Annotated in this window: 11 protein-coding genes; 8 read left to right on the top strand and 3 right to left on the bottom strand. The window is 36.6% G+C overall.

All coding sequences use genetic code 11. From position 1 onward, the window contains the following. Positions 1 to 47 precede the first annotated feature (47 nt). From eno to nth, 5 genes are all read left to right on the top strand, one after another. Entirely contained in the window at positions 48 to 1337 is a 1290-nt protein-coding gene (gene eno, locus LX80_RS11505; RefSeq protein ID WP_111296793.1) for a phosphopyruvate hydratase, read from the top strand. Positions 1338 to 1557: 220 nt separating this feature from the next. After that, a complete protein-coding gene (locus LX80_RS11500) occupies positions 1558 to 1869 on the top strand; it encodes an FtsB family cell division protein (RefSeq protein WP_111296607.1) in 312 nt (103 codons plus the stop codon). Between the two features lie 110 nt (positions 1870 to 1979). After that, positions 1980 to 2213, top strand: a complete 234-nt coding sequence (locus LX80_RS11495) for a hypothetical protein (RefSeq protein ID WP_146250489.1) — start codon at positions 1980 to 1982, stop codon at positions 2211 to 2213. Next, complete coding sequence (locus LX80_RS11490; protein ID WP_211307756.1) at positions 2200 to 3129, top strand: alpha/beta hydrolase; 930 nt, start codon at positions 2200 to 2202, stop codon at positions 3127 to 3129. Before LX80_RS11495 ends, LX80_RS11490 begins: the two co-directional genes overlap by 14 nt. A 39-nt stretch (positions 3130 to 3168) precedes the next feature. Next, complete coding sequence (gene nth / locus LX80_RS11485) at positions 3169 to 3834, top strand: endonuclease III (protein WP_111296603.1); 666 nt, start codon at positions 3169 to 3171, stop codon at positions 3832 to 3834. A 1-nt stretch (position 3835) separates the two neighbouring features. Here nth and prfA read toward each other — a convergent pair whose 3' ends face one another. Further along, a complete protein-coding gene (gene prfA / locus LX80_RS11480) occupies positions 3836 to 4897 on the bottom strand; it encodes a peptide chain release factor 1 (protein WP_111296601.1) in 1062 nt (353 codons plus the stop codon). 188 nt (positions 4898 to 5085) lie between these two features. On the opposite strand from prfA, the gene LX80_RS11475 reads away from it, so the two are divergent. The 3 genes from LX80_RS11475 to LX80_RS11465 are packed head-to-tail and all read left to right on the top strand — an operon-like array spanning position 5086 to position 9932. After that, entirely contained in the window at positions 5086 to 6573 is a 1488-nt protein-coding gene (locus tag LX80_RS11475) for an N-acyl-D-amino-acid deacylase family protein (RefSeq protein ID WP_245898052.1), read from the top strand. A gap of 2 nt (positions 6574 to 6575) precedes the next feature. Next, positions 6576 to 7754, top strand: coding sequence for a dipeptidase (locus LX80_RS11470; protein WP_111296598.1), 1179 nt, complete (start codon positions 6576 to 6578; stop codon positions 7752 to 7754). A gap of 6 nt (positions 7755 to 7760) precedes the next feature. Continuing rightward, on the top strand, positions 7761 to 9932 hold the full coding sequence (locus LX80_RS11465) for a penicillin acylase family protein (RefSeq protein WP_111296596.1): 2172 nt from the start codon (positions 7761 to 7763) through the stop codon (positions 9930 to 9932). Between the two features lie 9 nt (positions 9933 to 9941). Here LX80_RS11465 and LX80_RS11460 read toward each other — a convergent pair whose 3' ends face one another. Together LX80_RS11460 and LX80_RS11455 are read right to left on the bottom strand one after the other, a co-directional pair. Further along, positions 9942 to 11939, bottom strand: coding sequence for an alpha-ketoacid dehydrogenase subunit alpha/beta (locus tag LX80_RS11460; RefSeq protein ID WP_111296594.1), 1998 nt, complete (start codon positions 11937 to 11939; stop codon positions 9942 to 9944). A gap of 192 nt (positions 11940 to 12131) precedes the next feature. Continuing rightward, positions 12132 to 13670 (bottom strand): IS1182 family transposase, encoded by a 1539-nt coding sequence (locus LX80_RS11455; protein WP_111296236.1) that lies wholly within the window; start codon positions 13668 to 13670, stop codon positions 12132 to 12134. Positions 13671 to 13769 lie beyond the last annotated feature (99 nt).

Raw genomic sequence — 13769 nt, 5'->3', positions numbered from 1 at the left:
TGGATGCTGTATTTTCGCAGCCATTAAAAACAAAAAATCAAGCAACCATGAGCTACATTGTAGATGTACATGCCCGCCAAATTTTAGACAGTCGCGGAAATCCCACTATTGAAGTAGATGTATTAACCGATAATGGCACTTTAGGCCGTGCTGCTGTACCCAGTGGCGCTAGTACCGGTGTTCATGAAGCGGTTGAATTAAGAGATAATGATAAAAGTATATATTTAGGTAAAGGAGTTTTGCAAGCCGTAAAAAATGTTAATGAAACAATTGCAGAAAAAATAACCGGCTTTGAAGTTGACCAACAAGTGGCCATTGATGAAGCAATGATTGCTTTAGATGGTACGCCTAACAAAGCTAAATTAGGCGCCAATGCAATATTAGCAGTTAGTTTGGCAGTTGCTAAAGCCGCCGCTATAGAAGCGGGTTTGCCATTGTATCGTTATATCGGAGGTGTGAATGCAAAAACACTTCCCGTTCCCATGATGAATATTTTGAATGGTGGTGCACATGCCGATAATAAAATAGATTTTCAGGAATTTATGGTAATGCCTATAGGTGCCAAAAGCTTTAGCGAAGGTTTACGTTGGGGTGTAGAAGTATTCCATGCTTTAAAATCAGTACTTAAAAAGAAAGGATACAGCACTAACGTAGGCGATGAAGGAGGTTTTGCACCAAATATTCAAAGCAATGAAGAGGCTATTGATACTGTTATGGCAGCAATAGCAGCTGCAGGTTTTAAAGCAGGTACTGATATTGCCATTGCAATGGATCCGGCTGTAAGTGAAATGTTTGATGCCAATAAAAAAGTTTATCATTTCCATAAATCGGACGGTAAAGAACTCTCTATTGAGAAAATGGTAGAATATTGGGCAAATTGGGTAAAAAATTATCCCATTGTTTCCATAGAAGATGGTATGGCAGAGGACGATTGGGAAGGTTGGAAATTATTAACCCAAACTTTGGGTAGTAAAATTCAATTGGTAGGCGATGACTTGTTTGTTACCAATGTACAACGTCTACAAAAAGGTATTGATGATAAAATTGCCAATGGGTTGTTAGTAAAAGTAAACCAAATAGGTTCCCTTACTGAAACCATTAATGCAGTTACATTGGCACAGCACAATGGTTATAATACTATTATGAGCCATCGTAGCGGTGAAACTGAAGATGTTACCATAGCCGATTTAGCAGTAGCACTTGGTTGCGGCCAAATTAAAACCGGTTCAGCATCTCGTACCGACCGTATAGCCAAATACAATCAATTATTAAGAATTGAGGAAGAATTAGGTGCTTCCGCATTATTCCCTTCCGGCAAAATTAAATTTGCGAAATAATTTTTACAGCCAATTTCTTAAAAAGAGAGACTCCCGAAAGTCTCTCTTTTTTTTAACAGCCATTTACTCAATAAATTGCTAAGCGTTTCGTTATTAGGATGAACCAAATAAAATAAAGCAACTTTTGAAAAAAGGGCATTCATACTTAAATGAATGATTGCGATTAAATGTTTGAACAATTATTTATTTTTCATAGGCCCTAGTAAATTGTGTAAATATTATGTTACTGAAGTTTAAAAAAATTCCCGCCATTTTTTATAACAAATACATTTTAAGCATTGCTTTTTTTGTGGTTTGGATGCTGTTTTTCGATCAGCGTGATGTGTTTTATGTTTGGCAACAAAAACATCAATTAAAGGAGCTTTTACAAAAGAAGGCATATTACGAAAATGAAATAAAAATGGCGCAAAGCGATTTGAATAACTTGCAAAATAATCCTGCCGCTATTGAAAAGTTTGCACGGGAAAAATATTTAATGAAGAAGCCTAATGAAGATGTATTTGTGGTAGAAAGCGATGTTATCCACAATTAATGCACGCCTGCAATATTTGTTATAAATGTGCGTTTAACTTAGGCCATTAGTGCTATTGCAAAATGCCCAAAAAATTACCCAAACATAATATTCAAAAACCCCTCAAAACAATGAGTTTGTTCACAGAAGAAACCCTAATCCTATATCTTTATCAAGAAACAGAGCCCAAACTAACTCGCGAAATTGAAGCTGCATTAGAAGATGACATTTTCCTTCAGGAAAAGCTAAAAATGTTACAACGCAGTATTAAGCAATTGGAACGTTTAAAAAATCAATCCAAACTTCCCCGCGAAGAATCAGTGAAAAGTATTTTAGCTTACGCCAAGAAACATGCAAAGAAATAATGCTACTTTTAATGATTCATTAAAAGTTAGCCGTATGAAATTATTTTTGATTGCAGTACTATTTATTGTTTCTGTAGGAAGCCTAAATGCGCAATCGCATGGAACTGTTTTTGAGCATGAAGTAATGCAAAGCAACATTTTGCATAAAGAGGTAGCATATGCAGTCTATCTTCCCTTCGATTATAATACTTTTAATAGAAATTATCCCGTTGTGTATTTGTTTCATGGCTATACCGATAATGAAACGGGATGGATACAATACGGTGAAGTAAATCGTTTTGCCGATAAAGCTATTGCGGAAGGCACCATACCGCCTATGATTATTATTATGCCCAATGCTGATTCTAGCTGGTATATAAATGCATTAAATGGACAGGAAAATTATGAAGACTTTTTTATAAAAGAATTTATGCCTTCTGTTGAAAAAAAATACCGCATTAAGGCAGAAAAACGTTTTAGAGGACTTTCAGGGCTTTCAATGGGCGGCTATGGCGCATTAATTTATGCAATGAAATATCCCAATTTGTTTTCAGCCGCAGCTCCCTTAAGTGCTGCAGTATTTACTGATGATGAAATGATGAATATGCCTCAAGATCATTGGGATAAATTTTCTTTTCCTAAACTATATGGCAACTTTCCACCCGGCAAACAGCGGTTGAATAATGCCTGGTATCAAAATTCTGTTTTAAAAATTGTAGAAAATACACCTGCCGATAACTTACAAAAAGTACGCTATTGGATTGATTGCGGTGATGACGACTTTTTAACCAAAGGAAACTGTATGCTTCACTTAGCACTTACTGCGAAAAAAGTGCCACATGAGTTTCGTGTACGCGATGGTGCCCATACTTGGGGATACTGGCGTTCAGGCATCACAGATGCTTTACAATTCATTGGTCAAAGTTTTCATTTGTAAAATTTCGGTCGTTTATTTTTTGCTGTATTTATTGCACTCATGACAAAGAAAGAACGTTACCAAATTGTGCTGGACTATTTTGAAAAAAATATTCCAAATGCACAAACCGAATTACAATATACCAATCCCTTTCAGCTTTTAGTGGCTGTTATTCTTTCAGCACAATGCACCGATGTTAGGGTTAATCAAACCACACCTGCCATCTTTAAAAAATATTCTAACGTACAGGCATTGGCGAACGCAACTTTCGATGAGTTGTTTCCACTTATAAAAAGTATTTCTTACCCCAACAATAAAACCAAACATTTAATTGGCATGGCTAATATGCTTATTGAAAAGTTTGGGGGTGAAGTACCTATGACTGTTAATGAGTTAATACAATTACCCGGTGTGGGCCGCAAAACCGCTAACGTAATTACCAGTGTAATTGATGAACAACCCAATATGGCTGTGGATACGCATGTTTTTAGGGTAAGCGCCAGACTTGGATTAACCACAAAAGCTACCACACCTCTTGCTGCTGAGAAACAACTGATTCAATACATACCGCAGCATTTAATACATAAGGCGCATCATTGGCTTATTTTACATGGCCGTTATACTTGTTTGGCACGAAATCCCAAATGTAACAGTTGCGGTTTAACAGCAGTTTGTTTGTATTACAAAAAACAAGCTAAGGTAAATGTAAAAACTGCCAACAATTAACTTATTGATTGGCCATTTTAGCTGTGTTTTCCGCTAGTTGCAATGCCTCAATAAATTCATCAATTTCACCATTCATTACCGCATCTAAATTATAGGAAGTTAATCCAATGCGGTGATCTGTTACCCTTCCTTGAGGCCAGTTATAGGTTCTAATTTTTGCGCTTCTATCGCCGGTACTTACCAAAGTTTTACGTTGGCGGGCAATTTCTTCTTCTTGTTTACGTACTTGTTCTTCATACAATTTAGTACGAAGCATTTGCATGGCTTTTTCTCTATTACCTAACTGTGTACGTTCGGTTTGGCAAACCACTACAGTGCCTGTAGGAATGTGGGTTAAGAAAACTTTTGTTTCTACCTTGTTTACGTTTTGGCCACCGGCACCACCACTTCGCGCTGTTTCCATTTTTACATCACTCTCTTTCAATTCAAAGTCAACTTCTTCGGCCTCAGGTATAACTGCTACTGTAGCTGCTGATGTATGTACACGCCCTTGTGTTTCAGTTGCAGGTACCCGTTGTACACGGTGTACTCCACTTTCAAATTTTAAAGTGCCATATACATCTTCGCCGGTAACTTCAACTACAACTTCTTTATAACCGCCTGCAGTTCCTTCACTTTCGCTTACAATGGCTGTTTTCCAACCTTTTTTCGCGCAATAGCGTAAATACATTCCCAATAAATCACCTGCAAAAAGGCTAGCCTCATCGCCACCGGTACCGGCTCTAATTTCTAAAATGGCATTTTTATCATCCTGAGGATCTTTGGGTATTAGTAATTGAGTAAGGGTTTTTTCTAAGGTTTCTTTCTTTTCCTCTAACTGGGGTAATTCCATTTTGGCCAGTTCTTTCATATCCTCATCATTACTATTCAGGTTGTCTTTTACAAACTGATAGTCGTTCAACACTTTTTTATATTCTTCAAAAGGTTGTACAATTTTTTCTAAAGCCCTGTATTCTTTACTAAGTTTACCAAATTCGGCTTGGTTATTAATAATTTCAGGATTGGTTAATGCAATACCAACCTGTTCAAACCTTGCCTTAATGGCTTCTAATTTATCCAGCATATCCTCAAAAAATTTTCAGTTGGCAAAAGTACAGTTTTCAGCAATGCTTTGTAGTAACATTAAGAATCCTTAATTTCAATATCCCCAAAAAAACAACCATGCGTACCTTATTTTGTTGCCTTTATGTCCTTTTTTCCTTGACATTGAACGCCCAAACTGCCGATATTTTAATTAAAAACGGCAAAATTATGAATGGCACGGGCAATAATTGGTTTTATGGCGATGTGGCTATTGCTAATGGTAAAATTTTAGCTGTTGGTCAATTAACGGGCTGGAAAGCGCATCAAACCATTGATGCTTCCGGCTTAATTGTTTCACCGGGTTTTATTGATGTGCATACCCATATTGAAGGCGATGAAGCCAGAAATCCTACTGCTGACAACTTTATTTATGATGGGGTTACTACCGTTATTACCGGCAATTGCGGCCTTTCTAAAACGGATATGGGTGCCTATTTTCATTTTTTAGATAGTGTACACCTTTCCACTAATGTGGCTTCGCTAATAGGTCACAATGACATTCGTAAAGCTGTAATGGGTACTGCCCGCCGTGCACCTACACCGCAGGAAATGCAGCAAATGGAAAAAATAATGCAAAAAGCCATGCAAGATGGGGCGGTTGGACTATCAACAGGATTGATTTATATACCGGGTGCCTATGCCAATACCAATGAAGTTGTGGCATTGGCTAAAATTGCTGCAGCTTACAATGGTGTTTATGCTACTCATATGCGCAACGAAGGCGATAGCGTTGTACCGGCTATTAAAGAGGCTTTGTATATTGGTGAAACAGCCGGTTTGCCTGTTGAGATTTCGCATTTTAAATTAAGTGGTCAGCAAAACTGGGGTAGAAGTAAAGAAACTTTGGCCTTAATAAAAGATGCACGACGTAATGGCATTGACGTAACTATTGATCAATATCCTTACACAGCCAGCAGTACTAATTTGGGAACCTTGCTGCCCGATTGGGTTTTAGCGGATGGGAAAGATTCTATTAATGCCCGACTCAGTAATGCTGCTATTCGTAAACAGTGTATTGATTATATGTTGGAAAGGCTGCATAAGCGAAAACTGAAACATTTTAGTTATCCGGTGGTAGCCTATTATAACTTCGATACAACTTTAAATGGTAAAAGTATTGAAGCCATTAATGTTTTAAAAGGAAGAAAACATACTGCTAAAGCAGAAGCTGAAACAGTTTTAGAAATGATGCAACATGGCGGTGCTGCAATGGTATTTCATGGTATGAGTGAAGGCGATGTGCAATACATTATGCAATACCCTTTCTGTATGTTTGGTTGCGATGCCGGCATTCGGGTGTTTGGCGAAGGGGTACCCCATCCCCGAGGTTACGGTAGTAATGCAAAAATTTTGGGTAAATATGTAAGGGAATTGCATTTATTTAGTTGGGAAGAAGCTATTAGAAGAATGACCGGCTTGCCTGCACAAAAATTTCATTTATACAATAGGGGTTTATTATTGCCGGGTTATGCGGCAGATGTAGTTGTTTTTAATCCTAACACCATTATAGATAAAGCAACTTATGATAGTCCACATCAATATTCAGAAGGTGTGCAATACGTTATTGTAAATGGAGCTGTTACATTGCAAAATGGCAAGCATACCGGAGTACGTAATGGGGTGACTTTAAAAAATAATACATTACAAAATTTATAATAATGATTCATACAAAAATCGGCTTACTGTTTTTTGTCTTTTGCATTGGATTATCTGTGCATGCGCAACGCTACGAACGTATTACTCAAAATGCCATTTTGGTTGATACACATAACGATATCTTAAGCGCATGTATTGAAAAAAAGGTTTCGTTAGATAATGATTTAACGAATATTACAATGTCCGATTTAAATAGATTTAAAAAGGGTGGTGTAGATGTTCAGTTTTTTTCTGTATGGTGCGATGGCGACCAACGGAATCCATTTGACTTTGCTAATAGAGAAATGGATACTTTATATGCTGTAGCCAAAAGAAATCCGAATAAAATTGTAATTGTAAAAAACTATCAACAACTATTGCAAACAGTAAAAGCACATCAACTGGCTGCAATGTTTGGCGTTGAAGGTGGACACATGATTGAAAACGATTTGAAAAAGTTGGATAGTTTATATAACCGGGGTGCACGCTATTTAACATTAACTTGGAATAATTCTAACAGCTGGGCTACTTCGGCAATGGATGAAACCCTGAATGCAAAAACCATAACACACAAGGGTTTAACCGATTTTGGCAAACAAGTAGTAAGACACATGAATGCATTGGGAATGTTGATTGATGTATCACACACCGGCGAACAAACTTTTTGGGATGTTATTCATACCACTACAAAGCCCATCATTGCATCGCATAGTGATGTGTATAATATTTGCCCGGTATTTAGAAATTTAAAAGATGAGCAAATAAAAGCAATTGGTAAAAATGGCGGTGTTATTCAGTTGAATTTTTATTCCGGATTTTTAGATAGCACCTTCATGCAAAAGCAACAACAGTTTTCTGTAAGCCATAAAATGGAGTTAGATAGTTTAATACATAAGGGCATGCAACGCGATTATGCATTAACATGGTTATTTCAAAAATATGCAACTGAAGTAAACGGTTGGCGACCATCTTTATCTTTATTACTCGATCATTTGGATTATATTGTTCGATTAATTGGAGTTGACCATGTTGGTTTGGGTTCTGATTTTGATGGCATTAATTCAGCCCCACAACAATTGGATGATGTTACCAGTTATGCCCTTATAACCAAAGGTTTAATGCAACGAGGATACAACAAAAAAGATATTGAAAAAATTTTGGGTGGAAACTTACTTAGAGTGCTAAAACAAAATGAAAATTAAAAGCGTATGAAATACTTATGGCTATTGTTCTTGCTTCCATTGCAACTAAATGCGCAACAAAATAATGCAACCAACATACAACGTTGGGAAAATATGGCCAAACAAGTAACAATTATTCGCGATAACTGGGGAATTCCGCATGTTTATGGAAATACCGATGCTGCTGCAGTTTTTGGTTTACTGTATGCGCAATGTGAGGATGATTTTCAAAGGGTTGAAATGAATTATATTGAAAAACTGGGGCGAATGGCGGAAGTAAAAGGAGAATCTTCCCTATATGATGACTTATTGATTCGTTTACAAATTGATTCAATTGATGCAAAGAATGATTATGCAAAGGCACCATCATGGCTAAAGCAATTATTGGATGCTTATGCCGATGGAATCAATTTTTATTTATTCAAACATCCCGACGTAAAACCTGTTTTATTAAATCCATTCAAGCCTTGGTATCCGTTATTGTGGACGGATGGAAGTATTGGCGCAATTGATATTGGTGGAGTTACTACTAATGAACTTAAAAATTTTTATGGTAATGAACATTTACCCACTGCAAAAATATTTTCCGAAAATGAACAACTTACTTCCGGTTCTAACGGGTTTGCCTTTGCGCCTTCAAAAACAGCTTCTGGAAATGCCATTTTATACATTAATCCACATGTAACTTTTTATTTTCGCCCCGAAGTGCAGGTGGTGAGCAAGGAAGGGTTAAATGCATATGGTGCTGTAACCTGGGGGCAGTTTTTTGTATATCAAGGATTTAATGAACATTGTGGTTGGATGCATACTTCCAGTTATGCAGATGTAGCAGATTTATATGCCGAGAAGGTGCAACAACAAAATGGGAAATGGATGTATTATTACAATCATCAATGGCTACCCGTTCAACAAAAGCAAATAACCATTTATTATTCGAATGGCAGCAATAAAATTGCTAAAACATTTACAACCTATTTTACACATCATGGTCCGGTTATGGCACAACGCAACCATCAATGGATTGCAGTAAAAGCCATGAATCGTTCCATGAATAGCCTTATCCAATCATGGATGCGAACCAAAGCCAACAACTTTGATGAGTTTAAAAAAACAATGGAACTCTATTCTAACACATCTAACAATACTGTTTATGCTGATGATAAAGGAAATATAGCTTATTGGCATGGTAATTTTATGCCACGACGCGATACTGCGTACAATTGGGCATTGCCGGTAGATGGAACTATTGCTGCAACCGAATGGAAAGGGTTACATACTTTGAATGAGATAATTCATGTTTATAATCCGGCCACCGGTTTTATAGAAAATTGTAATTCTACACCGTTTACAGTTTCAGGTTCAAGTAGCCCCTTAAAACAAAATTATCCCCACTACATGGCACCTGATGGTCAAAATTTTCGTGGCGTGTTGGCCGTAAAATTGTGGGAAAATGCTACGCAGCTAACGCTTGATAAGGTAATTAAAACTGCTTATAATACCCATTTGTCAGCCTTTGACATTTTAATTCCGGCTTTGCTTAAAGCGTATGATCTTGAAAAAAATAATTATCCGAATTTAGAGCAACCCATTGAACTATTACAGCATTGGAATAGGAATGCCTCAGCAACCTCTGTTGCCACAACTTTGGCTATTGAATGGGGGCAAAAGCTTTTGCCTGAAATTATGAAAAATAAAGATGAAGAGGATGAAGCAGATCAGGTTGAAAAAACAATTCGTTTTGCACAGCAAGCCAGTTCCGTTAGTTTATTGCAACCCTTGCAAAGAGTTATTGAACAACTAACACAAAATTTTGGAAGCTGGCAAGTTGCTTGGGGCGATATTAATCGTTACCAACGATTAACGGGTAATGTCAATGAAATTTTTGATGATAACAAGCCTAGTTTACCTGTTGGCTTTGCGGCCTCAACATGGGGTTGCATTCCTTCTTTCGTAAGTAAAACTTTCAATGGAACTAAAAAACGTTATGGTTATAATGGCAATAGTTTTATTTGTGCAGTAGAGTTTGGTAAAACAGTGAAAGCTAAATCATTATTAACCGGTGGTGAAAGCGGCCATGTTAGTTCACCTCATTTTACCGACCAGGCAGCTATGTACACCAATGGTGTTTTTAAAGATGTTTTATTTTATAAAGATGATGTATTAAAACACGTTACAAAACAGTATCATCCCGGTGAGTAGTTGAGTGCTTTAATAATTAAGCAATCTCTCAATAGTTTCTGCTAATCGGGCATGTGCTAAAAAGTTTTGTTCAAGTGTTGTGTTAAAAGGGACAGGCGTATCTAAACTGGCACAGCGCATTACGGGTGCATCTAAGTGTTCAAAACAATGTTCTGTTATCCAGGCACTTATTTCAGCGCCAATGCCGCCGGTAAGTGTGTCTTCATGCAACACCAGCACTTTGCCTGTTTTTAAAACGGTGTTACGAATACTATCATAATCCAGTGGTAATAATGTTCTTAAATCAATAATTTCAATTGAGGAATCGGTATGTTCAGCACAATATTGCAATGCCCAATGTACACCCGCACCATAGGTTATAATGCTTAAATCGCTTCCACTTTGCGCAACTCTTGCTTTACCTATTGGTATCTCATAATACTCATTAGGTACATAACCGGTTACACTTCTATACAAAGCTTTGTGTTCAAAAAATAAAATTGGATTGGGGTCATTAAATGATGCCAACAGTAAGCCTTTTGCATCGAACGGCGTTGCCGGGTAAACCACTTTTAAACCGGGCACATGTGTAAACCAAGCTTCATTGCTTTGTGAATGAAAGGGACCGGCACCAACCCCTGCACCGGTTGGCATTCGAACAACCACATCGGCATTTTGATTCCAACGGTAATGTATTTTCGCTAAGTTGTTTACTATTTGGTTGAATCCTACAGAAACAAAATCGGCAAACTGCATTTCAACCATGCTCTTAAACCCCTCTAAACTTAAACCTAATGCAGTACCAATAATGGCGCTTTCGCATAAGGGTGTATTGCGTACTCTATTTTTGCCATATTTCTCAAGCAAGCCTTCTGTAATCTTAAATGCACCACCATATTCTGCAATATCTTGACCCATTAAAATGAGTTTATCATGTTTTTGCATGGCCAAATCAAGACCATCCTTAAGCGCATCAATTAAACGATGTGGTTTCTCAGTAGTTGCTGAATTATTACGCATGTTTTCGGAAGGCTCTTCAACAGGTGGGGCAGGGGCATAAACATCCGCCAACTCTTCCCGTGTATTGGCAACCATAGGTGCTGCCTGATAAGCAATTTGTAATTCTTCTTCAATAGCCAATTTCATGTTATGCCTTATATCTTCAATGGCTGATGGGGTAAGGATTTGCTCATTCAATAAATATTCTTCATAATTTTTTATTGGATCTTTTTCCGCCCAAATGTCAAATAGCTCTTTGGGAACATATTTTGTGCCACTGGCCTCTTCATGACCGCGCATTCTAAAAGTCATGCATTCAATTAAATAGGGCTTTTGTTGTTCAATACAATATTTTCTTACGCCGCTAATTGTATCATACACTTCTAAAATATTATTTCCATCAATTTGAACGCCTTCCATTCCATAACCAATGGCTTTATCAACCAAATTTTTGCAGCGGTATTGTTCATTAACAGGTGTGCTAAGTCCGTATCCGTTATTTTCAATAATAAAAATAACCGGCAAGTTCCAAACGGCAGCTACATTTAGGGCTTCATGGAAATCGCCTTCACTTGTACCGCCATCGCCGGTGAATGCTAATGCAACTTTATGTTTTTGTTGTAATTGATTGGCTAATCCTGCACCATCGGCTACGGCCAATTGTGGACCTAAATGTGAAATCATGCCACAAATAAAATGTTCTTTAGAACCAAAATGGAAACTTCTTTCTCTTCCTTTAGAATACCCTTCATGATTGCCTTGCCATTGCATGAATAATTTGTGCAAAGGCATTTTTCTGGAAGTAAATACTCCTAAGTTTCTGTGTAAGGGCATTATCCATTCATCGCTTTCCAAAGCTAAGGTAGCACCAACTGCAATGGCTTCTTGACCAATGCCACTAAACCATTTACTGATTTTTCCCTGACGCAATAACACCAACATTTTTTCTTCAATTAGTCTGGGATATAATAATTCATGATAAAAATTGATCAGTTGTGCATTGGTTAATGCCTTTCTATTGAATTGCATGGCAGCAAATTTTTGTGCCGTAAAATTACCTGATATTTTTTATGGCAAATACAACAAATTGAAAATAGTGAATGCTAAATGAATAAAAATAAAAAAGAAGCCGTCTCATTACTAAAATTTGAGACGGTTTTTTTATTTTTCAATATCTTCGATAAAAGTTTATTTTTTTATATATAAATGAAAAATTTAGTTTTAAGCGGCAATTTTCTTTCTTAAATTGTGTGCTAAAGCCATTAAACCGAACTCAAGTTCTGTTTTTTGGATTCCCTTTAAAGAAAATCGTCTAAAATTATGGTTGTGTTTGAGTTGTGCAAATACAGGTTCAACATCGGCTGTGCGTTGTTTTCTTTTTTGTAAACCTTTTTCACTTGTAAGTAGTTCTCTTATTTTTTGTTTGTGTCTTTCAAGATTGTGATTTCTTTCTATACTCCTATTTCCTTTTCCTTTAAAACACTGAACTCGCAGTGGACAACCTTCGCAGTTTTTGGCTTGGTAATGTGATAAATGTTGTGTGTATCCAGCTTCGGTAGTTTTTTTACTTTCGTGAGTTTTGTGCATTTTTTGTCCCATCGGACATACATAATAATCTTCTTCTTGGTTGTAATGAAGATTTTCTTTGCTAAAGGGTTTATGTTCCTTTTGATAATTTTTGTCTTGTTCTTTGTCAAAAGTATTGTACTTCACATAAGCCGTTAATTGTTGTTTTTCAAGGTAATCATAGTTTTCTTCGCTTCCATAACCAGCGTCAGCGGTGATGTCTTCTAATTCTTTAAATACTTCTTCGCCGTAGGTTTCTTTGAAGTTTTCTAAATGTGGTTGTAAGGTCTTAGTATCTGTTGGATTTTGGTGTAATGTGTAATTAACGATGATTTGATTTTCAGTAGATATTTGTGCGTTGTAACCTGGTTTTAGTTGTCCGTTTTGCATGTGATCTTCTTTCATTCGCATAAAAGTAGCATCAGGATCAGTTTTACTGTAGGAGTTTCTTTCACCCAAATTAGCTTCTTGCTCTTCGTATTTTTGAAGATTTTTTTCAAAATTTTGTTTGATGTAACGCAGTTTTGCTTTGGCTTTTGATGTAGCTTTTTCATTCCCTGAGAGCTTGGCATCGATTTGTTCTACCGTTTTTTGAATAACTTCTTTACTGATTTCTTTAAACTCAGGTGGTTCTGGATTTGGGTCATCATCATTGGAGATGCTTTGAGTATAATTCCATAATTCCTCTAACTGAGTAAGCATTTTAGCTTTGTTTGTTTTGATGCTATTACCCCAAACAAAGGTATATCTTCCTGCTTGTGCTTCTATCTTTGTGCCATCGATATAAATTTGTTTTAATGAAATCAATCCTTCAGAAGCCAACATTAATACTACTTGTTTGAAAATTTCTTTAAAACTATCCTTTAACTTATTGCTTCTAAATCTATTAATAGTGTTGTGATCAACTATGGTCATTCCGGTTAACCACATAAAATTTATGTTTTCTCTAATGGCTAATTCTATTTTCCTGGAAGAATACGTATTAGTCATGTAAGCATACAACATTACTTTGAGCAACATTTTTGGATGGTAAGCTGGATTACCCTCTTTACTGTATGCTTTTAATAATGGTTGGATGTTGATAGATTCCACAACTTGGTCAACTACTCGAACAGGATGTTTCTTAGAAATAAGGTCGTCAAACGAATAGGGCAAAAGTGTGATTTGTCGTTGATTGTAATGTTTAAAATTCATATATAATCGTCTGTAAATCAGATATAAATATACAAAAAATCACTCTTTTATACAAGAAAAAAACATAAAAAAACCGTCTCTAGTTGTGAGACGGCTTCT

It is taken from the genome of Hydrotalea sandarakina, assembly GCF_003254115.1.
Taxonomy (GTDB): Bacteria; Bacteroidota; Bacteroidia; order Chitinophagales; family Chitinophagaceae; genus Hydrotalea; species Hydrotalea sandarakina.
Note: the sequence above shows the minus strand (reverse complement) of the source record. Positions and strands in the feature narration are given on the sequence as shown.